13 protein-coding genes and 1 riboswitch are annotated in these 24,217 nt (G+C 64.1%); of the genes, 5 read left to right on the top strand and 8 right to left on the bottom strand.

Going from position 1 to position 24,217, the window contains the following annotated elements:
- Positions 1-148 precede the first annotated feature (148 nt).
- The 4 genes from VFO93_RS18540 to VFO93_RS18525 form a co-directional block, all read right to left on the bottom strand.
- Positions 149-1,801, bottom strand: a complete 1,653-nt coding sequence (locus VFO93_RS18540) for a TldD/PmbA family protein (RefSeq protein ID WP_325135879.1) — start codon at positions 1,799-1,801, stop codon at positions 149-151.
- Between the two features lie 204 nt (positions 1,802-2,005).
- A complete protein-coding gene (locus VFO93_RS18535; RefSeq protein WP_325135878.1) occupies positions 2,006-3,658 on the bottom strand; it encodes a TldD/PmbA family protein in 1,653 nt (550 codons plus the stop codon).
- Between the two features lie 189 nt (positions 3,659-3,847).
- Complete coding sequence (locus VFO93_RS18530) at positions 3,848-7,168, bottom strand: T9SS type A sorting domain-containing protein (RefSeq protein WP_325135877.1); 3,321 nt, start codon at positions 7,166-7,168, stop codon at positions 3,848-3,850.
- A 284-nt stretch (positions 7,169-7,452) separates the two neighbouring features.
- Positions 7,453-12,198, bottom strand: a complete 4,746-nt coding sequence (locus tag VFO93_RS18525; RefSeq protein WP_325135876.1) for a T9SS-dependent choice-of-anchor J family protein — start codon at positions 12,196-12,198, stop codon at positions 7,453-7,455.
- A gap of 292 nt (positions 12,199-12,490) precedes the next feature.
- Between VFO93_RS18525 and VFO93_RS18520 the strand changes: the two genes are divergently transcribed.
- From VFO93_RS18520 to metF, 4 genes are all read left to right on the top strand, one after another.
- Entirely contained in the window at positions 12,491-13,759 is a 1,269-nt protein-coding gene (locus tag VFO93_RS18520) for an OmpP1/FadL family transporter (protein WP_325135875.1), read from the top strand.
- Between the two features lie 30 nt (positions 13,760-13,789).
- On the top strand, positions 13,790-15,208 hold the full coding sequence (locus VFO93_RS18515) for an SGNH/GDSL hydrolase family protein (protein ID WP_325135874.1): 1,419 nt from the start codon (positions 13,790-13,792) through the stop codon (positions 15,206-15,208).
- Between the two features lie 135 nt (positions 15,209-15,343).
- A riboswitch (SAM riboswitch) is annotated at positions 15,344-15,452 on the top strand.
- Between the two features lie 180 nt (positions 15,453-15,632).
- Entirely contained in the window at positions 15,633-19,376 is a 3,744-nt protein-coding gene (gene metH, locus VFO93_RS18510; RefSeq protein WP_414653604.1) for a methionine synthase, read from the top strand.
- Between the two features lie 89 nt (positions 19,377-19,465).
- Positions 19,466-20,443, top strand: coding sequence for a methylenetetrahydrofolate reductase [NAD(P)H] (gene metF, locus VFO93_RS18505; protein ID WP_325135872.1), 978 nt, complete (start codon positions 19,466-19,468; stop codon positions 20,441-20,443).
- 101 nt (positions 20,444-20,544) lie between these two features.
- Here the strand turns inward: metF and VFO93_RS18500 are convergent, their stop codons facing one another.
- Positions 20,545-21,231: a DUF1345 domain-containing protein gene (locus tag VFO93_RS18500; protein WP_325135871.1), complete on the bottom strand. Its 687-nt coding sequence runs from the start codon at positions 21,229-21,231 to the stop codon at positions 20,545-20,547.
- 74 nt (positions 21,232-21,305) lie between these two features.
- Here VFO93_RS18500 and VFO93_RS18495 point away from each other — a divergent pair, with 74 nt between their 5' ends.
- Positions 21,306-22,523 carry an NAD(P)-dependent oxidoreductase gene (locus VFO93_RS18495; RefSeq protein ID WP_325135870.1) on the top strand — a complete coding sequence of 406 codons (1,218 nt, stop codon included), beginning with the start codon at positions 21,306-21,308 and terminating at the stop codon, positions 22,521-22,523.
- 5 nt (positions 22,524-22,528) lie between these two features.
- Here the strand turns inward: VFO93_RS18495 and VFO93_RS18490 are convergent, their stop codons facing one another.
- From VFO93_RS18490 to VFO93_RS18480, 3 genes are all read right to left on the bottom strand, one after another.
- Positions 22,529-23,428 (bottom strand): NHL repeat-containing protein, encoded by a 900-nt coding sequence (locus VFO93_RS18490; RefSeq protein WP_325135869.1) that lies wholly within the window; start codon positions 23,426-23,428, stop codon positions 22,529-22,531.
- 157 nt (positions 23,429-23,585) lie between these two features.
- Positions 23,586-23,789 (bottom strand): hypothetical protein, encoded by a 204-nt coding sequence (locus VFO93_RS18485; protein WP_325135868.1) that lies wholly within the window; start codon positions 23,787-23,789, stop codon positions 23,586-23,588.
- A 22-nt stretch (positions 23,790-23,811) separates the two neighbouring features.
- Positions 23,812-24,217, bottom strand: a 406-nt coding sequence (locus tag VFO93_RS18480; RefSeq protein ID WP_325135867.1) for a hypothetical protein, incomplete at its 5' end; no start/stop codon positions are given.

Here is a 24,217-nt window from a genome sequence, read left to right as displayed (position 1 = left end):
CCACCCCCCGGCCCCCTCCCCTCCGGGAGAGGGGGAGCCCGACGATTGAGTGACGTAATGCAGCGATTTTTCAATAAAAAGATTGACGAAGATGCGTTCGGCTCCCCCTCTCCCGGAGGGGAGGGGGCCGGGGGGTGGGGTAACACGCCTACCCGATTTTTCTTGCCGTATTAATCACGTTCACGCCATTAAACCGCGTGGTGGCCGAGCCGTGGCTCACGGCCGAGCTTTGCGAGGGCTGACCCTTGCCGTCGTTGAAGGCGCCGAAGAGGCGGTAGTCCGAAGCATCGCAGCTGCCCGCGCACGCACCCCAGAATTCCAGCGTGTTGGCCTGGTAGGCCACGTCTTCGAGCATCTCGGTGATTTTACCTTTCTCGATGGCGTAGAACACCTGCCCGCCAAACTGGAAGTTATAGCGCTGCTGGTCAATGCTAAACGAGCCGTTGCCGGCGATGTAAATGCCCTTGTCAACGCCGCTCACCAGCTCGTCCACACTCTTTTTGGTGGTTCCGGGGCGCAAACTCACGTTGGGCATCCGCTGAAACTGCACGTCGCGCCAGCTCTGCGAGTAGCAGCAGCCATCCGATTCCTTCTGCCCCACGATGTGGGCCTGGTCGCGGATTTTCTCGTAGCCCACCAGCTTGCCCTGGTCGATGAGGTTCCACTCCTTGGTTTTCACGCCCTCGTCGTCGTAGCCCACCGCGCCCAGCGAGCCGGGTTGTAGCTTGTCGGCCACGATGTTAACCTGCTTCGAGCCGTACGGAATGTTCTTCGCCTTCCACTCCAGGGTAGCGAAGCTGGTGCCCGCGTAGTTGGCCTCGTAGCCGAGCACGCGGTCCAATTCCAGCGGGTGGCCCACGCTCTCGTGAATGGTCAGGCCCAGGTGGTGCGGGTCGAGCACGAGGTCGTATTTGCCGGGCGTCACGCTTTTGCAGGTGATTTTCTGCTTGGCCTGCTTGGCGGCGCGGGCAATGTCTTCCAGCATGTCGTAGCTGTTCTTATAGCCGATAATATCCGAGCCCGCCGGGCCGGCCACCTTGTCGGCGGCCTGCGGCGTGAGGTACTCGTAGCCCAGGCCCATCGGCGAGCTCATCGACTGCCGGGTGCGGAATTTGCCGCTGGCCCGGTCTACCACCGTCACCCCAAACGTGGGGTAGATGCGGTGAATATCCTGGTCGATATACGAGCCATCGGTGCTGGCAAAATACTTCTGCTCATTGATTTGAAACAGCAGCGAATTCACGAACGACGCCCCGTTGTCAAGCGCCACCGCGTTGGCGTTCAGCAGCAAATCGACCTTCTCCTTGATGGGCACTTCGAGCGCGTTTTGCTTGATGGGCGTCTTCCAGCTCACCTCGCCGTAGCCCTTTTGGGGGGCCAGCTGCACGGGCTCTTTCTGCACCTTGGCGTTGGCCTTGGCGATGGCCACCGCCTGCCGGGCGGCTTTGGCAATACCCGCGTCCGACACGTCGTTGGTGGAGGCAAAGCCCCAGGTGCCGCTCGCAATCACGCGCACGCCCACGCCGTAGCTTTCGGCGTTACCGATGCCCTGCACCTGCTTTTCGCGGGTGAAGATGCTTTGGTTGAGCGTGCGCTGAATCCGCACGTCGGCGTAGGTAGCGCCGGCGCTTTTGGCCGTGTTCAGGGCCACGTCGGCGAGACGCTTTTTGAGCACCGTATCGGCGCCCGGCTCCAGCAGGCGCGCTATATCAACGGGCTCACCGGCGAGGCTCGGGAAGGAGGGTAGCAGCAGGGCCCCGGCCCCCAGGCCGGCTAGTCCCACAAAATCGCGTCTGTTCAAAGGAGAAGTGGTAAATAAGTGGGGAATGAAGTGACTAGCAATATGCGAAGTATTTGTTGGAGAAAGCTGGCGTGAACCTCACCCCCCGGCCCCCTCTCCAAAAAAGAGGGGGAGCCTGACGCCTTTTTGACGTTGGCTGACTTCTGTTAGCGGTCGGCTCCCCCTCTTTTTTGGAGAGGGGGCCGGGGGGTGAGGTTCCCCGCGCTACCCAATCTTCCGGCCCGTATTAATCACGTTCACCGCATTAAACCGGGCCGTGGCCGAGCCGTGGCTCACGGCCGACACCTGCGAGGGCTGGCCTTTGCCATCGAAGAAAGAGCCGAACAAGCGGTACTCCGAGGCGTCGCACACGGCCACGCAGGAGTTCCAGAACTCCTGAGTGTTAGCCTGGTAGGCCACGTCGTCGAGCATCCCCGCTATTTTGCCTTTCTCGATGGCATAGAATACCTGCCCGCCGAATTGGAAATTATACCGCTGCTGGTCAATGGAATACGACCCGCGCCCGGCGATGTAGATGCCCTTATCGACCTGACTGATAAGCTGGTCGGCGCTGAGCCGCGCCGCGCCGGGACGCAAGCTCACGTTGGGCATGCGCTGAAACTGCACCGCGTCCCAGGAGTCGGCGTAGCAGCAGCCGTCGGAGGCGGTTTGGCCCACGATGTGGGCCTGGTCGCGGATTTTCTCATAGTCCACCAGCTTGCCCTGGTCGATGAGGTTCCACTCCTTGGTTTTCACGCCCTCGTCGTCGTAGCCCACCGCGCCCAGCGAGCCGGGTTGCAGCTTGTCGGCCACGATGGTCACGTTTTTGGAGCCGTAAGGAATATTCTTCGCCTTCCAGGTTAAATCGGCGAAGCTGGTGCCCGCGAAGTTGGCCTCGTAGCCGAGCACGCGGTCGAGCTCCAGCGGGTGCCCGATGCTTTCGTGGATGGTGAGGCCTAAGTGGTTGGGCTCCAGCACCAGGTCGTATTTGCCGGCCAGTACCGATTTGGCGCTGAGCTTTTCCTTGGCCTGCCGGGCGGCCAGGGCGGCGTCTTCCAGCATGTCGTAGCTGTTGCGGTAGCCGATGAGGCCGGTGCCGGCCGGGCCGGCCAGCTTGTCGGCGGCCAGCGGCGTGAGGTACTCGTAGCCCAGGCCCATCGGGGCGCTCAGCGCGTCGCGGGTCTTAAACTTGCCGTTGGCCTTGTCGATGGCTGTGACCGAAAACGTGGGCCAGATGCGGTGAATGTCCTGGTCGATGTACGAGCCGTCGGTACTGGCAAAGTACTTCTGCTCATTTATTTGAAAGAGCGAAGAGTTGACGAAACTGGCCCCGTTTTCCAGTGCCTTGGCGTTGGCGGCCAGTAGCAAGTCGGCCTTTTGCGCTACCGGCACCTCGAAGGCGTTTTGCTTGATGGGCGTGCGCCAACTCACCTCGCCGTAGCCTTTTTGGGGGGCCAGGCGCACGGGCTCCTTCTGGGTTTTGGCATTGGCCTTGGCCATTGCCACGGCCAGCCGGGCGGCCTTGGCCAGGCCGGGCTCCGACACGTCATTAGTAGCCGCGAAGCCCCAGCTGCCGCCCGCAATCACGCGCACGCCGGCCCCGAAGCTTTCGCCGCTGGCGATGCTTTGCACTTGCTTTTCGCGGGTGAAGATGCTTTGGTTGAGGTAGCGGCCCAGGCGCACGTCGGCGTAGGTGGCCCCGGCGCTTTTGGCGGTGTTCAGGGCCGCGTCGGCGAGGCGCTTTTTCTGCGCGGCGTCGAGGCCCGGCTCCAGCAGGCGGGCGGCATCTACGGGGTTGCCGCCCAGGCTCGGGAAGCTGGGTAAGAACAAGGCCCCGGTAGCTAAACCCGTGAGGCCGACGAAGTCGCGTCTTTTCAAAGCAGCTTAAACTAAAGCAGTAAGTAAATCAGCCGATAAGATGGTGATTTTTTCACGAAAAAGACATGCGCTGGTAATCAGCGTTGCACCGCGCCCGAAAACCACGGCCGCCTGCGCCGCCTGATTTTCACAAAAAAGCCCCACTGGCAACGCGCCAATGGGGCTTTTCTCATGCCTTAAAGCAGCCTACTACTCGCGCACGACGCGCTGGGTGAGCACGCCCTGCTCGGTATGCACGCGCAGCGTGTACACGCCTGCGGCCAGCCCGGCCAGGCTCAATTGAGCCGTGCCGGGCGCGAGGTTGCGGCGCTGCACGGCCTGGCCCAGCGCGTTCAGCACCTCCAGCTGCGAAGCCTTGGCCTGCGGGCCGGTGAGCTCCAGGGTGAGGCGGCCGTCGGGCGTGGGGTTGGGGTACACCAGCAGGCTCACGCCGTTGAGCGAGGCCGTGCGCGTAGCGGTGCTGGTAACGACCAATGGTGCCGAAGGAGCCGAGGTGCAGCCCCCGCTCGTGACAACAACAGTATAGGTGCCATGCTGCGCGGCGCTCGCGACGAGCAGCGTATTGGTAGTGCTGGCGGCCCCTACGGCCGTGCCATTAAGGAAAAACTGGTAGGTAGCGCCTGCTACCGGCGCGGCCGTGAGCAGGATGCCGCCGGTAGTGGGCGTGCTGGCCGTGAGGGTGGCGGGCACCGTCGTCACATTCACCTGGATGGGCGTGCGCGTGGGGCTGGGGCAATCAACGCCGAGCTGCCAGTTGTAGAAGAAATAGTAGTAGGAAGTACCTAGCGTAGTACCCGTGATGGTTACTGCCCCGCTGGGCGAAGTATAGGGGTAAGTGGTAGCTGGCGTGCTAGTGCTTAAATCGCGCACCAAGGCTGGCGAAGAGGCCCCCAGATACAGCGTGTATTGCCCTGCCGCCGGCACGGCAAAATTCAGGGTGAGCACCGTGGGCGCGGCTACCGACGAGGTATTGGCCGGTACCGTGAGGGTAGCACTGGCAAGCGCCGTGCCGGTAGAAACCGTGGTGGGATTGCCTGGTATCAGGTACACGGTGGCCGAGCCCGCCGCCGCGTTGGGCGCGCGGTACGCGGTAACGTTGGTGATGGTGACCGGGCCGGCAGCCAGGAAGAACAGACCGCCCGTCGCGTTGGTGCCGTCGATGCCGTTGGTGGCTGCCTTGCCCACGTTTTCCTGCCCGCCCGTCACGGCCCCGGCGTAGTAGGTGGTGCTGGCCGTGAGAGCCGGGGTGGTGTAGCTGCCCGCCGTGGTAGTAGCCAGGGCCGTGCCGCCGGTGGCCGTGGTGTAAAAGCGCACCGTACTGCCCGCGTTGGCCGTGGCCGTGAGCGTGGCCGTAGCCCCCGCGCACACGGTGAGCGGCGTGTTGGTGGTGGCCACCTGCGGGTTACTCACCGTCACGGTCGACACGTTGCTGTACGTCACGTTGGTATTGCAGCCCACACGCACGCGGTAGTAGGTGGTGCTGGTAAGCACGGGCGTGGTAAACGCGGCCGAGGTAGCACCCGCCACATCCGCGAACGGCCCCGTGGCACTGCTGCTGCTTTGCCACTGCAAGGTGCCATTGGCCGCGTCGGCCAGGGCCAGCTGCGTAGTACCGCTAATGCAGATGGAGGTAGCAGCCGGCGACAGCGTGCCCGCCACCACGGCGGCTACGGTGCGGGTGGTGGCTGGCGTCAGCACGTCATTACCAGTGTTGAGGTCGCCGGTCACGGTGGCCGTCACGGCAAAGCGGTAGGTGCCCAGGGCTGCCATATTGAGCGAGCCAGGCAGGGCGATGGTCTGGGTGGCCCCGCTGGCCAGCGTGCCCGTGCTCAGGGTAGTGGTGAAGGTCTGGGGCGTGCCAGTGGGCGGCGTGGCCACCACCGTCACGGCAGCCGGGTTGGCGGCAAAGTCGAGGGTCGCGCCCCCGGCATTGCGTACCAGCACGCTCACAGCCTCGGTCGTGCCGTAGCAGGCCGAGGTAGCCGCCGGGCCGGCCAGGGCCACGGGAGCCAGGTCGGTGGCCACGGGCGTAAACTCATAGGCCCCCATGTCGGGCACCGCGCCGCGCGTCGCGCCCGTGATGTCGTCGGTCACGCTGGCCAGCGCGATGCCCGCGTTGTTGAGCTGCGGGTTGGCGGGTAGCAGGTTGCCGGTGCTGGCGCTCGTGTAGAGCGGGTCGGCCACGAGGCTGTTCTGGTCGAAGCCCGCCGCCTGCCAGTTGGCCAGCACGGGGTAGGCCGCGCTGTTGGCGTAGCCTATCACGCCACCGGGTACGTACAGGTCGTTATTGGAACTGGTCGGCACGTTGGTCAGGGTATAGATGGCATACCTGGTGCCCGTGCCCGTACGCGTGATGCTCATCACGTTATTGCGGATATCGGTGTTTGCCCCCGAGGTGTAAATGCCGTAGGTCGCTGCCGTGGAAGTCGAGGTCTGGTTGTTCGAGCTGATGCTGTTGTTGTAAAGCCGGCAGTAGGTCGACCCCGAGTTATACAGCAAATACTGCCCACTGTTGCCATTCATGTTGTAAATCACGTTGTTCACCACGCTGTTGGGCGAGGTGGCCGTGGCGCCGGTGCCGGTAGCCAGAAAGATGCCGTAGCTGAACGCGGTAGACGGCGTAGCCTGGCCCGTAAAGTCGTCGTGCACCCTGTTTTTTGCGATGTTCAGGTTGCGCGACGAGCTGAAGCCGTAGACGCCGTAAAAGGAGCCAGGACTGGTGCGTAGCGGCCGGCTCACATCGTTGCTCACCACCTGCGCGCCATCCTGCGCGCTCACGGTGATGCCGTAGGTATAAAAATCGCGCACCTGGTTGCTGCGCACCACGTTGCCCTGGCTTAGCGTGGTCGAGTTGCCCGTCACCGCAATGCCGTAGTAGCCCCCGCTCACGGTATTGCCCTGGATGAGCGTATTGCTGCCCGCGTCGCCGCTGGCCGTAATGCTCGAGGCCGAGCCGCTCACCACGATGCCGGCAAAGTTGACCAGCGTGCTCGTGAGGTCGGCATTGACGGTGTTATTGGTGATAGTATTATTATCGGCGTTGCCATAGAGGTGAATGCCGTAGCCATACGCACCACCCGTAGCATTGATGACCAGGTTATTAATGGTAACGTAGTCGGAGCCGTTGAGAATCACCACGCCCCGCTGGTTGGTGTCGTTGGAGCCGAACTGGATGGTGCTGCCGCCGCCGTTCACCACGACGGTGTTGGTAGCGCTGGTGCCCGAAATAACACCGAGCGCAAACTGCTCGGTGTACGGCCCGCCGGTCACGGCAATGGTCACGGGGCCGCTCACCCCACTGAAGCTCAGGCGGCTGGCCGCCGCCGCGAACGAAGCGAAGTTGGTGCCGCCCGTGGGCAGCGCGCTGTTGATGGTGTAGGCCCCGCTCAGGGCCTGCGCCTGAGCGCCCAGGCCGGCGAGCAGCAGCCCGGCGCCTAAAACGCACCGCCGCATGGCCGACTGCACCTGCAACGGCCGTTGCGCTGGCTTTCCAAGTAAGATTTTGAGCATGAAAAAGAGGGTAAAGGTGAAACCAAAGAAAAAAACGTTGACGATTTACTGTTTATAGTTTCTAATTGCCAGTGTCTTATAAGATGCATTTTGAAAAGGCTAATATATTCAGGAAATAATTATATAACATCCGGAATGCGCGCTTGGCCGGCCCGCCACTCGCCCGGGAATAAGCTGGCTAGCCTAATCGCCCACAAAGTGGCAGTAGCAAAAAACGCCCGCTGGCAGAGCCAACGGGCGTTTTTAAAGCGCAAGCGAACAGCGGGATTCAAGTCCCGGCCGCCTTACTTGATGGTGAGGCGGCGGGTAGCCTGCTCACTACCAGCCTGCACGCGCACCACGTACACGCCGGCCGGCAGGCCCGCCAGCTTGAGGGTGGTAGCGCCGCCAGCGGCCAGCGGCTGCTGGCGCACCAGGCGGCCCAGGGCGTCGAGCACCTGCACCTGGCCGGCACCCGTGCCGGTGGGCACCAGCAGCGTGGCCTGGCCATCGGGCGTGGGGTTGGGGTACAGCGTGAGTTCGGTTTGCAGGGCGCTGGCGGTGGCCAGCGGGCTGGCGGCGGTGAGGTTCAGCCAGAAGCGGCCGGCCAGGTTTTCGCCGGCAGCCACCGCGAAGGTGTAAGTGCTGCCCACGGCCACCAGCGGGGTGCGCTGGCCGGTTTTGGTGTCTTCGAGCACCGGCTGGGTGCCGGCGGCGATGTTCAGCAGCTCGGCGGCGGCCAGCGAGTAGGTGCCGGCGGCCGGCACCTGCACTTGCAGGGCCACGCGGCCCGCCAGGGCCGGCAGGCCCTGGATGCTGAGCGCCTGGCCATTGCTGGTGAGGGCGGCCAGGTTCAGGCCGTTGCCGTTGGGCAGCTTGGCGGCATCCTGCTCGCCATCGAAGCCCGCCGTAGCACCACTTTCAGCATACAGGTAGAGGTCATCGGCACTACCGTTCGGGGCGTTCAGCGTTAGGTTGAGGTAGGGGCGGGTTTCGCCCGTCGGGCGCTGCACGGCCACCTGGGCGGCGTAGCTGGTGCTCCGCTGGCTGTTGCGCAGCGTCAGGGTGCCGCTGCTCTGGCCCGCCGACACGCGCATGAAGAAGGCCTGGCCCACCGGAATGATGGAGCCTACCCCGCCGATGCCATTGACGTAGCTGCGGTAGGTATTGGTATACTGGCCCGTGCTCTGGCTGATGTAGATGGCCGCGTCGAGGTTCGAGCGGTCAGCGGCGCTTATTTGCGAAGAGGAAAGGGGCGCGGGGTAGGGGTTGCCCACCAGCTGCCAGCCACCGTCGGCAGCCTGGCTCTGGCGGGTCAGGGTCTGCGTGTACGTGCCGTTGTTGAGAGTGCCCACAAAGTCGACTACCTGGTTGGCAGCGAGGTTCACGGTGTAGCCTTTGGCTACTACCAGCGGGTCGGTGAGGGCAGCCGGCGAGTACCAGCCTTTGTCAAACAACGGGGTGTTGTTGGTAGTCGTCACGAGGCGGCTTTCGTCGTAGCCGTACACGGTGGGGTAGGGCGTCACCGTGTTGGGGGTAGCGCTCGTGTTGTAGGCCGGGTTTACCACGGGCGTGAAGTTGGCCGTGGCCAGGTCGGCCACGGTGGTGTTGCTCACCGGGGCCGACAGCTGGCGGTAGCCGGGGCCGGCGTTGCGGCTGCCATCGAGGTAGCGCTGCACGTTGGCCGTGCCCTGCACGGTGCCGGTGCCGCTGTTCACGACCAGGGCCGTGCTGGTGGCGCTGCTCAGTAGCGTCAGTGCCTGGTTGTTCAGCACCACGTTGCCGCTGCCGGCCACGGTCAGCACCTGGGCTACGGCCACGGGCTGGCTCAGGGTCAGGGCATTGGCGTTGGTCGAAGTCAGGTTCAGCACCTGGCTGGGCAGGCCCGAGCCCGTAACCTGGGCAGCCGTGCCATTGTACACGTAGCTGGCGGCCGGCGAAAACGAGCGCGTGCCCGTTACCTGCACCGCGCCGGTGCTGCCGCTGGCCGCGATGCCCGCCGCGTTGCAGATGCTCAGCGTGCCGCCATCGGCCACCGCGAAGCTGCCGCCGCCCGTGATGGGCTGGCAGTTGGTGTCGAGGCTACCGCCGCTTTGCACGGTCAGGGTGCCGTTTACCACCAGCGGGCCTTGCAGGGTGCCCTGGCCGGTGTTGGTCACGGTCACGTTGTCGTAGGTGTCGGCCGCTACGGCCTGGCCAGCGGTGTTCACCACGAGGTTATTAGCCACGAAGGCGTAGCGCGTCAGGATGGGGTAGTGGTCGGAGGTAGTGCTGCCGTAGTTGGCGATGGTATTCGCCACGCCGGTTTGAATTTCAGTCGTGCCCTTGATGTAGGCGTTGTAAAGCGACTTCGACGTTACCACGTGGTCAATCACGTCGTTGTAAGCCACCGTCGATTTCTGGCCCGTCAGGCTCAGCTCTTGCAGCGTGGGCGAGGGGTAGTTGGTCGCGTCGTTGGTGAAGGCGCTGTACGAGGTAATGGGCGGCGAAATCCCGGCCGTGATGGTTTGGTCGAGGTCGTCGTTGAAGTCGCCCAGCACGATTACGTTTTTGCCGGCGTAGTCGGCATCCAGCTTGGCTTTGAGCTCGTCGGCGGCGGCCTTGCGGCGGTTGTACGAGGTCACAACCGGGTCAGTATTCGCTTTGGCGTGGATGGCCACGAAGGTCGTGGGCCGGGTCGCGCCGTTCAGCACCACGTCGGCCTGCATCACGAAGGGGAAGCGGCCCGACGACCAGTTGGTGTAGCTGGTGCCCTGGGTCGAGCGGAAAAACGCCGTAAACTGCGGGTTTTTGATAACGCTGGTGCGGTACACGAAAGCCAGCTTCTGGGCCAGGCGGTAGTCGGGGTCCGAGCTGTTATCGGCCGCCGAGCCAAAGTCGGCCACGCGGTAGGCGTAGCCGGGCATCGAGGCTACCAGGGTGTTCAGGCGCAGGGTGTCTACTACTTCGAGCAGGGCGTAGACGTCGGCGTTGAGCTGGCCCAGCACCGATTGCACGTTGGTGTACTGCAAGTTCTTATCGTCGGGGCCGAAGCCGGCGGCCGGCGAGCCAAACCACTCTACGTTCCAGTTTACTACCTCCAGCGTGTTGGCCACGTCGTAGGTGTTGCCACTCAGGGCCAGCGTCTGCGAAGCCGCGCCGCTGGTGGCCACGGTGGCCGTGCCCGCGTAGGTAGTAGACGCTACCGTGGGCTGAAAGCGCACGCGCACGGGCACGATTTTGCCCGACGCCTCGGTGGGCGTGTAGGTCACGGAGTTGCCGAACGTGGTGCCGTCTTTCGACACTTGGAAGGCGGCGTTGGACGACGTCACGGTGAGGTCGCCGGTGAGGCTGGTAGCCGTCACGTTCAGGGTTTGCGTGGTGCTGCTGCCCACGGCGCGGTAGCCGTAGCTGAGGCTGGCGGGGTTGAGGCGCACGGCGGGCGGGGCGGGCGTGGCCGAGTTGGTCAGCACTACGTCGTCGATGGTCCAGCGGGCGGCTTCGTCGGTGGTCGATTTATACACAAAGGCCACGTACACGCCGGCCGTTTTGTAGGCGCTCAAATCCACGTTGGCCGTCTGGGTCCACACGTCGGAGCCCGTGGCGGGGAAGGTCGCGTTCAGGTCGGTCCAGGTCACGCCGGCGGCCACGGGGCTGCCCGTGCCCGGGTAGTTGGTCGACACCAGCAGGCGCAGCTGCGGGCCGGCGAAGGCCGTGCGGCTCCAGAACGAAAACAGCGGGTAGGTGGTGCCGGCCAGCGACAAAGCGGGCGAAATCAGCCAGTCGTCGTTGGTGACGTTGCCGCTGCTGTAGCCGTTCATTTGCACCGCGCTGGGGTAGGCGGCCGTGCCGCTGGGCGCATTGGGGTCGCGGCCGAAAGTGGTGCAGGCCCAGGTTTGGGCACCCGTCACGCTGTACTGCGTCCAGTTATCCGACAGGTTGCTGGCGCTCACGCAGTTGTTAAACGTATACACCGTCTGGGTAGGGTCGACGCCCGCGCCGGTGGCGGTCACGGTGCGGGTAGAAGCCCCCGCGCTGCTATTCGTGATGCTGCCCGATACGGGGCCGGTAGCCTGGCTGGAGGTCGTGGGCGTGAAGCGCACGTATACCGGCTTGGGGCCGGCCGCCAGCTCGGCTACCGTGTAGGTGGCGGTGAGGCCGTAGGTCACGCCGTCCTTCGACACGCTGAAGGGCGCCGTGGCCGTTACCGTGGTGGCGGCCGTCAGGTTGTTGCCCGTCAGGGTGTAGGTCTGCGGGGCCGAGGGCGTGTTGATGTTCTGATTGCCAAAAGCCAGCGTGCCGGGCGCGGCCGACAGCTGCGGGGCTGTCGAGTTGGTTTTCCAGCTCAGCGAAAAATCGTCGATGGCCGAGCTGGGGCGGCTGCCCGAGCCCGATGTCTGGGTCGGGGCCACGATGCGAATCCAAACCGGGCCGCCCTGGTTGTCGAGCGCCCCGCCAAAGCTGGCCGTGATGGTAGTGCTCGCAAACGCCGATAGGGTCGTAGACGTGGTGCCTACCTGCGTGAATGCGCTGGGCGTAGCCCCGATGCCGTAGTCGACGCGCCAGGTAGTAGTGCGCCCCACGGCCGTCGAGTTATCGAGCGATTGCAGCTTGAAGCTCAGTTCAAAATCGGTTTTGCCGGTCGTGTTGTCAATCTTGAACGCGAACGCCGGGCCGGCCCCGGTGCTGCTCGTGCCATCGCCAAACGAGCCGGTCTGGCGCACGCCCAGCGCGCGGTTGGTAGCCGCCGTCTGGTCGGCGGTGCTGGCCGTGGCCGCGAGGCCGCTCGTGGCCGAGGCAAAGTTTTTGAAGCCGCCGGTGGTGTTGGCCCAGGCGGTAGAGGTGCCCGGCGTCAGAAACTGCTGGTTGGCGGCGGGGCTGGTGCCGAGCGCGGTGGCCGAGGCCCCCGTGTAGAGGTTGAAGCCCGCTGGCAGCCCGGCGGAGGCCAGGTTGTCGAAGGTTTCGACGTAGGGGTTGGTGGTACCCAGGGTGGCCTGCGTTTGGGCGTGCGCGCTGGCCGAGGCCAGCGCCAGCCCACCCAACAAGCCCAGTTTACGGAATCGTTTTAGCATACAGTGGAAGTAATGGGGAAAGAGTAGTACAAAACTACCACCCAAACCTATTTTTCCGGGTTAAGTTAATGTTTATAAATAGGGTAGTGCACTTGCTGACGGGCTGGGCTGCCCCGCGCCGGGCCTGGCGGCCCGCCCCCGGTCGACGGGAGCGGCGGGGCCGGCAACCCGCGTCAGCGGGCAGCGTCCAGCTTGACATTCTTTTATCCGCTATATAGTCGGCATGCCGACTGTTTTTTGGCAAAAGCGCAATATCTTTAGCCCACTTTCTCACCCACCCATTTACATTAGTATGCAGGCAAAATCGCTACTCCTTGCCGGGGGCGCCCTGCTGGCCGCCACTACCGGCGTGCAAGCCAGCGGATTCCAGGTCGGCCTTTCGGGCCAAAAAAACGTGGGCATGGGCGGCACCGGCACCGGCCTCTACCTCGACCAGGCGGCGCAGTTCTACAACCCCGGCGCGTTTGTGTTCGTGGCTTACAATAGCGTGCAGGGCGGCCTCAACATGGCCATCCCGCGCATCTCGTTTCGCGGCGACGGCGGCGGCCCCCAGGAAACGCTCCAGAACAAGAACGTTTTCCCCTTCAACGGCTACGCGGGCTACAGCATCAGCGAAAAGTTTAAGGTGGGCGTGGGCTTCTACACGCCCTTCGGCAGCGAGCTGCACTACGCCCAGGGCTGGACGGGCCGCTACACGCTCACCGACATCAACCTGCGCTCGGTGTTCGGGCAAGTAACTGCTTCCTATGCTATTACGCCCAAGCTCGGCATCGGCGCGGGCCTCGTGGTGCTGGCCTACGGCGACGTAGACTTGCAGCGCGACATCCCTATCCAGGGCCAGAACGGGGCCGTGGCGCACGCCGCGCTCACGGGCAAGGCCGACCATAAGGTGGGCTACAACGTGGGCATCATGTACAAGCCTTCGGACAAATTCAGCATCGGGGCCAGCTACCGCTCGGCCATCGACGCCCGCATCAGCAGCGGCGACGTGACGGTGAGCAACGTGCCGGCCTCGGTGGCCAGCAACTTCACCGCCAGGAACTTCAGCGCTACCCTGCCGCTGCCCGCCGTGTACAGCCTCGGCCTGGGCGTGCGCCCCACCGAGCAGCTTACCCTGGCCCTCGACGCCAACCTCGTAGACTGGAGTACCTACAAGTCGCTCGACTTTACCTATACTGGCGGCGTGCTAGGTGGCGCTAACGCTACTTCTTCCTCTTCTGTGCGCAACTACAAAGCCGCCCTGGCCCTGCGCGTAGGCGGGCAGTACAAGGTGTCGGATAAATTCATGGTGCGCGCCGGCGGCTTCTACGATTTCTCCTGCGTGCGCGACGGCTACGTGACCCCCGAAACGCCCGACGCGGCCCGCGTGGGCCTCACGGCCGGCTTCACCTACCAGGTGAGCGAGCATTTCGGCATCGATGGCTCTTTCCTGTTCGAGGACTTCGCCAAGCGCAGCCAAAGCCAGGCCGACCTGCTGGCCAACAACACCACCGACCGCGTGGCCGGCACCTACAAAACGGTTATCAGCGTGCCCGGCATCGGGGTGCATTACAAGTTCTAAGGCTGACTTTTTCCCACCCGTATTAGCGTAATGACTACTTTTTCTCTTCTCGCTACCCGTGCTGCGCGGCCCGCGCTGGCGCTGCTGGGGTTGAGCGTCGGCTTGGCCGGCTGCCAGGCCGATATCGACGCGCCGAGCGCCAGCCCCGGCCCGCTCGACTTCACGAGCTACGTGGCCGTGGGCAACTCGCTCACCGCCGGCTACAGCGACGGCGGCCTCTACAACGAGGCCCAGGCTACCTCTTACCCCGCCCTGCTGGCCCAGCAGTTTAACACCACCGGCAAGGGGCCGGTGAGCTTCGTGCAGCCGGCCTTTTCGGCTAGTAAAAAGGACGGCTCAGGGTACATTCAACTGCGGACCGTGAACGGTACTCTCACCCCGGTGCCCGCCACTGCGGCCAACAACTATTTGGGAGAGCAAATAGCTTATACCGGCAATCGGCTGCCTTTGCCCAATGCTACCCCGCCTGGCTCGGGCGCGCAGGAACTGGAAGCTTATGCCGGCGTGCAGCCGGATAACCTGGGCGTTCCCGGCATCTCGGTATTAAGCGCCGACCAGACGGCGGCCCTGACTGGCTCGGCCGCCGCTGACGCCAGCCTGCGCGGTGCGGCGCGCATTTACGGCAATCTCAATAACTTCTACCAGCGGCTATTGCCAGCGGCCGACCGGGGAAGCAAGGATTACGTTACCTACATAGGCCAAAAAACGCCGACGTTCTTTACCTGCTGGATGGGTAACAACGACGTGCTTACCTACGCTACAAACGGTGGCGTATTTGATGCTGCAAACCCCTTTAGCGGCCTCACCGACACAACCAGCTTCGGGCGGGGCTACCGCAATATACTGGGTACCATTTCTAAGAACGGCACCGTGAAAGGCGCGGTGGCCAACATTCCGGCGGTGGCTAATATCCCGTATTTCCGCACCGTAACGGTGGCGGCTGTAGCCGCCGCTTTCAAGGCCGCCAATGCGGCTTCGCCGGGCGTATTTATCCAAACCTCCAGCACCACTACCCCCGTGCGCCTGGCTACCAGCGCCGACCTGCTGACGCTGACCGCCCAGGCCGCCGTAGCCACCGGCCAGGGCAGCACCCCCAGCAACCCGTTGCCCAATCAGCTCGTGCTTGATGCCGACGAGCAGGCGGCCGTGCTGGCCCGCACTACGCAGCTCAACAACATCATCGCCAAGACGGCGCTGCGCTTCAAGGTGCCGGTAGTGGATATGAATACCTTCTTTACTTCGGTTGGCACTACCGGCGTAGTAGCCAACGGCGTGAACAATACCACCACTTTCGCCAGCGGCAATATCTTTTCGCTCGATGGCGTGCACCCCACGCCCCGCGGCTACGCGCTAGTGGCCAACGAGTGGATTCGGGTCATTAACAACTACTACGGCTCCACCATTCAGCCCGTGAACCCGACCAGCTACCGCGCCGTGCTTTTCCCGTAAGCGCTACTTCGCCAATGAGTTTTGAAAGCGCCTCCCCCCGCCGGGGAGGCGCTTTTTTGCGTCTGCCGGGTTGGCTGAGGCCAATTAGTTCAGGTTTCAGGTAAAGTGAAGCTTATCGTTGTATCTTCGCCGTTGCTGCTATCCAGAAAGACCGAGGGACCAGGCCCGACGACGTCTTGGCAACTTACCCCGAGTAGGTGCCAACTCCTGTTCGGCCAAGCACTTGGGCCGAAAAAGATATCAGCCGGAACCTGCGCCGCCCGGCGCGGCTTTCTTTCTGGATAGCGGTTTTTGCCGCCGTTTTGCTTTTGCCAGAAAGACTATGCCCGCCGTTTCGCCCGCTGCCCCCGTCGCCCCCGACCCCGCTTGTATTTCGCCGCTGCCCGCGCTGCTGCGCCAGCGCCTGCTGGTGCTCGATGGCGCCATGGGCACCATGATTCAGCGCTACCCGCTGGAGGAAGCCGACTTTCGGGGCGCGCGCTTTGCCGACCATACGCACCCGCTGCGCGGCAACAACGACCTGCTGAGCCTCACGCGGCCCGACATCATCCGGGCCATCCACGCCGAGTATTTCGCGGCCGGGGCCGACATGGTCGAAACCAATACTTTTTCGGGCACGACCATCGCGCAGGCCGACTACGCGCTCGAAAGCATTGTCTATGAGTTGAATTACGAATCGGCCCGCATTGCCCGCGAGGTAGCCGATGAGTTTTCGCAGCAAACGCCCGAGCAGCCGCGCTTCGTGGCCGGGGCCATCGGCCCTACCAACCGCACGGCCTCGCTCTCGCCCGACGTCAACCGCCCCGGCTTCCGCGCCGTGACCTTCGACGAGCTGGCCACCGCCTACCTCGAACAGGTGCGCGGCCTCGTGGATGGCGGCGTAGACACGCTGCTCATCGAAACCATCTTCGACACCCTGAACGCCAAAGCAGCGCTGTTCGCGGTGCAACAGTTCTTCGACCAGGGCGGCCGGGTGGTGCCGGTCATGATTTCGGGCACCATTACCGACGCCTCGGGCCGCACCCTGAGCGGCCAAACAGTAGAGGCATTCTGGAACAGTATCCGGCACCTGCCGTTGCTGAGCGTGGGCCTCAACTGCGCCCTCGGAGCCGACCAGCTCAAGGTGTACGTGCGCGAGCTGGCCCGCCTGGCCGACGTGTCTGTATCAGCCTACCCCAACGCCGGCCTGCCCAACGCCTTTGGCGGCTACGACGAGAGCGCCCAGGAATTTGCCGCGCTGGTCGAGGATTACCTGAAAGAAGGCCTGCTGAACGTGGTGGGCGGCTGCTGCGGCACCACGCCCCAGCACATCGCCGAGCTGAAAAGGCTGGCCGATAAGTACCCGGCGCGGGTAACCTCACGAGACCCCTATGGGGCCGGCCCCCTCTCCAAAAAAGAGGGGGAGCCGGACGATTTACTTACTGACGTCGAAACGGCGTCCGGCTCCCCCTCTTTTTTGGAGAGGGGGTCGGGGGGTGAGGTTCTGCGCCTGGCCGGCCTCGAACCCTTCACCATCGAAAAAGGCAGCCTGTTCGTCAACATCGGCGAGCGCTGCAACGTGACGGGCTCGCGCGCCTTTGCCCGCCTCATTCGCTCGGGCGACTACGAGGCCGCGCTCGCCGTGGCCCGCGCCCAGGCCGAAAACGGCGCGCAGGTGCTCGACATTAACATGGACGAGGGCATGCTCGACTCGGAGGCGGCCATGACCACCTTTTTGCACCTCATTGCCTCGGAGCCCGACATTGCCCGCCTGCCCTTGATGATAGATTCATCGAAGTGGACGGTTATCGAGGCGGGCCTCAAGTGCGTGCAGGGCAAGAGCATCGTCAACTCGATTTCGCTGAAAGAAGGCCCTGAGCGCTTCAAGCACTACGCCCGGCTGGTGCGCCAGTACGGCGCGGCGGTGGTCATTATGGCCTTCGATGAGGACGGCCAGGCCGACAGCTACGAGCGCCGCATTGAAATCTGCCAGCGCTCGTATGATATTCTGACCAAGGAGGTTGGCTTCCCGGCCGAGGACATCATCTTCGACCCCAACATCCTGACCGTGGGCACCGGCATCGAGGAGCACCGCAACTACGCGCTCGATTTTATCCGGGCCGTGAAGTGGATAAAGGAGAACCTGCCCGGTGCCCGCACCAGCGGCGGCGTGAGCAACATCAGCTTCTCGTACCGCGGCAACGACGTGGTGCGCGAGGCCATGCACGCGGCCTTCCTCTACCACGCCATCCGCGCCGGGCTGGACATGGGCATCGTGAACGCCGGCCAGCTCGCCGTGTACGACGACGTGCCCAAAGACCTGCTCGAACTCTGCGAAGACGTGCTGCTCAATCGCCGCGCTGACGCCACCGAGCGCTTGGTAGATTTCGCCGAAACGGTAAAAAACCAAAAAGCTAACGGCCAGCAGCCAGCAGCTAATAGCCAAAATGAATGGCGCAGCCTGCCCGTGCAGGAGCGCCTGCAACACGCGCTGGTGCGTGGCATCACCGAGTTTATCGACCAGGACACCGAGGAGGTGCGCCAGCAAGTAGCCCGCCCGCTCGACGTGATTGAAGGCCCATTGATGTCGGGTATGAACGTGGTCGGCGACCTCTTCGGCGCGGGCAAAATGTTCTTGCCGCAGGTGGTAAAATCGGCCCGCGTGATGAAGAAAGCCGTGGCCTACTTGCAGCCTTTCCTGGAAGCCGAAAAGGAAGGCAACGCCCGCCAGACGGCCGGTAAGATATTGCTGGCCACCGTGAAAGGCGACGTGCACGACATCGGCAAAAATATCGTGGGCGTGGTGCTGGCCTGTAATAATTTTGAGATAGTGGACCTCGGCGTAATGGTGCCATTGGAGCGCATCCTGGACGAAGCGCAGAAGCAGGGCGCGGACATTATCGGCCTCAGCGGCCTCATCACGCCCTCGCTCGATGAGATGGTGTACGTGGCCCGCGAGATGGAAAAGCGCCGCCTGCAAGTGCCGCTGCTCATCGGCGGGGCCACGACCTCGCGCCTGCACACGGCCGTGAAAATCGCGCCCGCCTACTCGGGCTCAGCGGTTTATGTCAATGATGCGTCGCGCTCGGTAGGCGTGGCGGCCAGCTTGCTCGGCTCGGGCAAAGACGCCTACACCCGCACCATCCGCGACGAGTACCAGGCGCTGCGCGAAGACCACGCCGGCCGCCAGCGCGAAAAGGCTTTCCTCACCATCGAGGCCGCCCGCGCCAATGGCTTCAAGGCCGATTGGGAAACGACGCCCATCACCAAGCCCAGCTTCTTGGGCACCAAAGTGCTCGATAACTACCCGCTCGACGAGCTGGCCCGCTACATCGACTGGACGCCCTTCTTCCACACCTGGGAGCTGAAAGGCCGTTACCCGCGCATCCTCGAAGACGTGAACCTGGGCGAAGCCGCCCGCAAGCTGTTCGAAGACGCGCAAACGATGCTGGCTGAAGTCATTGCCAACCAGAGCCTCACGGCCCGCGCCGTGCTGGGCTTCTGGCCGGCTAATACCAAGGATTTCGACACCATCGAAATCTACGAGGACGACACCCGCCAGCAGGTGCGCGACGAGTTTTTTACCCTGCGCCAGCAGAGCGAGAAAGCCCCCGGCGTGCATAACATCGCCTTCTCCGACTACCTCGCGCCCCGCGAAACCGGCCGCGCCGACTACCTCGGCGGCTTCGCCGTAACGGCCGGCCTGGGCATCGAAAAGCTCATCGAGAAGTACGAGGCCGACCACGACGACTACTCCAGCATCATGATTAAGGCCATTGCCGACCGCCTGGCCGAGGCCTTTGCCGAGCGCCTGCACGAGCGCGTGCGCCGCGAGTTTTGGGGCTACGACCCCGAGGAATGCCTGAGCGGCGAAGAGCTGATTAAGGAAACCTACCGGGGCATCCGGCCCGCGCCCGGCTACCCCGGCTGCCCCGACCACACCGAGAAAATTACGCTTTTCCGGCTGCTCGACGCGGAAAACCAGACGGGTATCACGCTCACCGAAAACCTGGCTATGTACCCCACGGCGGCCGTGAGCGGCATGTACTACGCGCACCCGGCTTCTAGTTATTTTGGCCTGGGTAAAATCGGGCGCGACCAGGTGGCCGACCTTGCCGAGCGCAAGGGTATGCCGCTGCCGGAACTGGAGCGCTGGCTGATGCCAAATTTGAATTACGACCCGCAATAGTGTACCGTGGACCCTGTGGGTCCGCGCGTGTTATCGTTTTTAAAGAAGCTGCTAAAACTCGCGGACCCGCAGGGTCCACGGTACAACCCATGAAAGTAACTGAACACCTGCGCCGTGCCCACGGCAAAACGCTCTTCTCGTTCGAGGTGCTGCCGCCGCGCAAGGGCGAAAACATCCATTCGCTCTTCGCCAATATCGAGCCGCTTATGGAGTTTAAGCCGCCGTTTATCGACGTTACCTACCACCGCGAGGAGTTTGTGCTGCGCGAGCGGCCGGGCGGCCTCTTGCAGCGCAAGGCCGTGCGCAAGCGGCCGGGCACGGTGGGCATTTGCGCGGCCATCAAAAACCGCTTCGACGTGGACACCGTGCCGCACCTCATCTGCGGCGGCTTTGCCAAGGAAGAAACCGAGAACGCACTGATTGACTTGCACTTCCTGGGTATCGACAACGTGCTGGCCCTGCGCGGCGACCCCATCAAGAGCGAGGGCCACTTTCAGCCCCACCCCGACGGGCACCGCTACGCCTGCGACCTCATCGGGCAGATAAGCGAACTCAACCACGGCCGCTACCACGACCACGACGAGCAGTACCAGCCCCAGGGCGCCGAGCCGGTGCTCTGCACCGATTTCTGCATCGGCACCGCCGGCTACCCCGAAAAGCACTTCGAGGCCCCCAACCACGGCTCGGACATTCGCTTTCTGAAAGACAAAATCGACCGCGGGGCCGACTACATCGTGACCCAGATGTTTTTCGACAACGAGGAGTTTTTCAAGTTCGAGAAGCGCTGCCGCGCCGCCGGTATCACGGTGCCCATTATCCCTGGCCTCAAGCCTTTGACTACCAAGGCGCAGCTCACGGCGCTGCCCCGCGCCTTCTTCCTCAGCATCCCGGAAGCGCTGTCCGAAGCCATTCACAAGGCCAAAGACAACGCCGCCGCCCGCGAGGTCGGCATCGAGTGGTGCCTCAACCAAAGCCGCGAGCTGATGGCCCACGGCGTGCCCTGCCTGCACTACTACAGCATGGGCAAGGCCGAGGCCATCCGCCGCATTGCGGCCGGGCTGTTTTAGGTCATTTAACAGTTATCAATTAACATCTAACAGCCCGTCTGACGAGCCCAATAGGGGCATCAGACGGGCTGTTAAATGTTAATTGATAACTGTTAAATGACCTACAGTGCGCCCGCTACACCGCTGATAACCAGCGCCACCAGCGTGGTGTTGAATATAAACGAGATGAGCCCGTGCAGCAGCGCCAGCCGCCGCAGGTGGCGGCCGCTGATGCTGACATCGGCGGTCTGGGCCGTCATGCCGATGACGAAGGCGAAGTAGGCAATGTCGAGGTAGTCGGGCTCGGGGTCGCGGCCCGGAAAGTCGAGGCCGCCCACGTCGGAGCCGTCTTCGTTGGCATCGTAGTACACGTGGGCGTAGCGCAGCGTGAACACCGTATGCACCAGCAGCCACGCCGCGCCCACCGCTACTACGCTGAGGGCCAAGTGCTGGGCCAGTGCGCCGGGGCTGAGGTGTGCGGTAGTCTTGAGCAGGGCCGTGGCCCCGAGTAAGCTGGCGCAGGCCGCCACCAGCACGAATAGAAAACTCACCGCCCGGCTCAAATCCTCGGCCGCCGCTACCGCCCGGATGCGGGCGGCATCGGCCGTAAAGATGGACGCCCACAGCAGCGCCAGCGTAAGTAGCCCAAAGGCATCCCAGGCGGCCACCAGGCGGCCGAGGGTGCCCAGCGCGGCCGGCACCAGCAGCCAGGTGGCCCCGGCGGCGGCTAGCCCCAGCAGCAGGCGGTAGGTGGCGGGCACGTGGCCCAGGCGGCGCAGCAGCGCCCACGACAGGTAAGGAGGATTCACGGCGGTAAAATAACGGTACGGTAGCCTCGGGCCGCCGCCCGCGTGCTACCTTGGCGGCCCATCCCCTGCTCTCTATGCCCACCCCTTTCCTCATTGGCGTGCTGCGCGAAGGCCGCACCCCACCCGACCGCCGCGTGGCCCTCACCCCCAAAAAATGCGTGGAGCTGCAAGCCACCTACCCCGGCCTGCGGGTGCGGGTGCAGCCCAGCCCCGCCCGCGCCTACGCCGACCAGGAGTACCGTGACTTGGGCATCGAAGTAGCCGAAGACATGCAGCCCTGCGACCTCCTGCTGGGCGTGAAGGAAGTGCCCCCCGCCCAGCTGCTGCCCGGCAAAACCTACCTGTTTTTCTCGCACACCATCAAGAAGCAGCCCGCCAACCGCGAGCTGCTGCGCACGGTGCTGCGCCTGGGCATCACGCTCATCGACTACGAGCTGCTGACCAACGCGGCCGGCGAGCGCGTGGTGGCCTTCGGGCGCTACGCGGGCATTGTGGGGGCCTATAATGGCCTGCTCACCTACGGCCGCAAGCACGGGCTGTATGAGCTGAAGCCGGCCCACCTGTGCGTGGACATGGACGACATGCAGGAAGAATTTTACAAGATTAAAGCCTTGCCGCCCATCAAGATAGCCGTGACGGGCTCGGGCCGGGTAGCGGGCGGCGCGCTCGAAGTGCTCGACAAGATGGGCTTGCGCCAGGTGAGCGTGCACGACTACCTGCACCGCGATTTTCGGGAGCCGGTGTACGTGCAGCTGCGCTCGCGCGACTACCACCGCCGCCGCGACGGCCTAGCCTGGGACACGGCTCATTTTCACGCGCACCCTGAGCTGTACGACTCCGACTTTGCCCGCTTTCTACCCCTCACCGATTTACTGATTGCCTGCGCCTACTGGCACCCGGCCGCGCCGCGGCTATTCACGGAGGCCGATACGCAGGAGCCGGATTTTAAAATAAATACTGTCGCCGACGTAACCTGCGACGTTGACGGCTCCATCCCGCTCACCAAGCGCAGCAGCACCATCGCGGAGCCGGCCTTCGACTACAATCCTGCTACCGGCGAGTTGGAAGCGGCTTATTCAGAACCCGCTAACATTACCGTGATGGCCGTCGACAACCTGCCCTGCGAGCTGCCGCGCAATGCCAGCCGCAACTTCGGCCGCCAGCTGCTCGACCAGGTTTTTCCGCATCTCATGGGTGGCGACGCGGCCGGCGTGGTGGCGCGCGCTACTATTGCTAAAGCTGGCGTGTTGCAGCCGCGCTACCAGTACCTGGCCGACTACGTCGGGCAGTAGGCCCGCTACTGCTTGCTCACGACCGAGCCCTCGGTGCCCGCGACCATGGTCGAAACCTGGCCGGCCGGGCTGATTTTTTTGAGCGCCCCGTGGCCGGTGTCCGTCACGTACACGGCCCCGGCGGCATCTACCGCCACCCCGGCAGGGTAGGTGAAGCCGGTGGCCAGCAGCGTGGCCGCGCCGGTGGCGGCTACTTTCTGCACCTTGTTATTGTAGGTGTCGGCCGCGTACACGGTGCCATCGGGGGCTACGGCCACGCCGGCCGGGCGGTTGAGGCTGGCTCCGGTCAGGGCCGCTACCTCGCCGGTGGGGCTGATGCGCTTGAGGCAATTATTATCGGTATCGGCCACGTACACGGTGCCATCGGGGGCCACGGCTACGCCGCTGGGCTTGTTAAAGCCCTTCGCCAGCGTGAGCAGGCGGCCGCTGGGCGTGAGCTTGCGCACGCTGCCGGTGCTGGCCTCGCGGCCGGCATCTACCACGTACACCGTGCCGTCGGCCGTTACGGCCACGCCGGCCGGGTAGTCGAGGCCGCGCTCGATGAGCAGGGCCACCTCGCCGGCGGGCGTTACTTTTTTGATGCTGCGGCTACCCGCATCGGCCACGTACACGGTGCCGGCGGCATCAACGGCCACGCCGGTGGGGTAGGTGAAACCCTTGCTGGCCAGCGTAGAAACCTGGCCCGCTGCGCTGATTTTTTTAATTTCCGAATTGTCAGTATCTACCACGTACACCGTGCCGTCGGCCCCCACGGCCACGCCGGTAGGGAAGCTGAAGGTATTGGCCGCCCCGGCTGGCCGGGCCACATCAGGCGCGGCTGCTGGCAGTTCCGTCCGCGTCTGCTGGGCCAGGGCCGTGCCGCTGAGTAGCGCTAAAAGAGAAACTGAAAGTAGAAAATCTCGCATAGTGAGGCCAGTACCGTGGCTTCAAATGTACTCGGTATACGCCTTGTTTGTTTCATATCTCCCACCCGTTTAGTGCAATAAGCACTGTTTAAAAAGAAAAGCAGGCTGACACGAGTGCCAGCCTGCGCTAAAACAGTGCAGCAACAGCCAGCCGTGGCTACGGTGCTACCACCAGTCGGCTAGTGCCGCCGCTGGCGTGCCCGGCCAGCCGCAGGCGGCAGGCGTAGGTGCCCGGCGCGAGCCCGCGCAGGTCGAGGGGCTGGCTGACCTGTGGCCCGCGCCCGGCCACGGGCACGCGCCGCACGGCCCGGCCCAGCACGTCCGTCAGCACCAACTCGGCCGCCGGCTCCCCTAGCGGCACGGGGCCCTGCCAAGTGGCTGCATCAGTGGCGGGGTTGGGAAAGAGCTGCGCCGCCGCGCCGGCCGGCGGGCCAGGCGTGGCGGCGCAGCAGGGTGGCCTGGTCGAGGCGGGCCAGGTAGGCGGGGAAAGCGCCGGGGGCGGCGGCGCCGGTGCGGGCCGCGCCCGCTACCAGGACGCTGCCGCCGGGCAGCGGCAGCCAGGAGTAGGGCACCAGCCCGCCGCAGGCCGCGCTGCTCACGCGCTGCTGGCCGCTGGCGCTCACGCGGATGAGGTAGAGGTAGGGCGTGGGCTGGCCGCCGAGCGTGGTGCTGACGCCGTCGGCGGCGAGCCAGGCCAGGGTGCCGTCGGCCAGCTCGTAGACCTGGCGCGGGGCCAGGGCGGGGGTGGCCTGGGGCGGGTGGCGGTAGGTCCAGGCCACGTTCAGGGCC

This window comes from Hymenobacter sp., from assembly GCF_035709525.1.
Lineage (GTDB): Bacteria > Bacteroidota > Bacteroidia > Cytophagales > Hymenobacteraceae > Hymenobacter.
Note: the sequence above shows the minus strand (reverse complement) of the source record. Positions and strands in the feature narration are given on the sequence as shown.

Excerpts from the sequence above, each read along its gene's own strand:
- VFO93_RS18530 (WP_325135877.1), bottom strand. The coding sequence starts at position 7,168 with ATGCTCAAAATCTTACTTGGAAAGCCAGCGCAACGGCCGTTGCAGGTG.
- VFO93_RS18525 (WP_325135876.1), bottom strand. The coding sequence starts at position 12,198 with ATGCTAAAACGATTCCGTAAACTGGGCTTGTTGGGTGGGCTGGCGCTG.
- VFO93_RS18520 (WP_325135875.1), top strand. The coding sequence starts at position 12,491 with ATGCAGGCAAAATCGCTACTCCTTGCCGGGGGCGCCCTGCTGGCCGCC.
- VFO93_RS18515 (WP_325135874.1), top strand. The coding sequence starts at position 13,790 with ATGACTACTTTTTCTCTTCTCGCTACCCGTGCTGCGCGGCCCGCGCTG.
- metH (WP_414653604.1), top strand. The coding sequence starts at position 15,633 with ATGGGCACCATGATTCAGCGCTACCCGCTGGAGGAAGCCGACTTTCGG.
- metF (WP_325135872.1), top strand. The coding sequence starts at position 19,466 with ATGAAAGTAACTGAACACCTGCGCCGTGCCCACGGCAAAACGCTCTTC.
- VFO93_RS18495 (WP_325135870.1), top strand. The coding sequence starts at position 21,306 with ATGCCCACCCCTTTCCTCATTGGCGTGCTGCGCGAAGGCCGCACCCCA.
- VFO93_RS18490 (WP_325135869.1), bottom strand. The coding sequence starts at position 23,428 with ATGCGAGATTTTCTACTTTCAGTTTCTCTTTTAGCGCTACTCAGCGGC.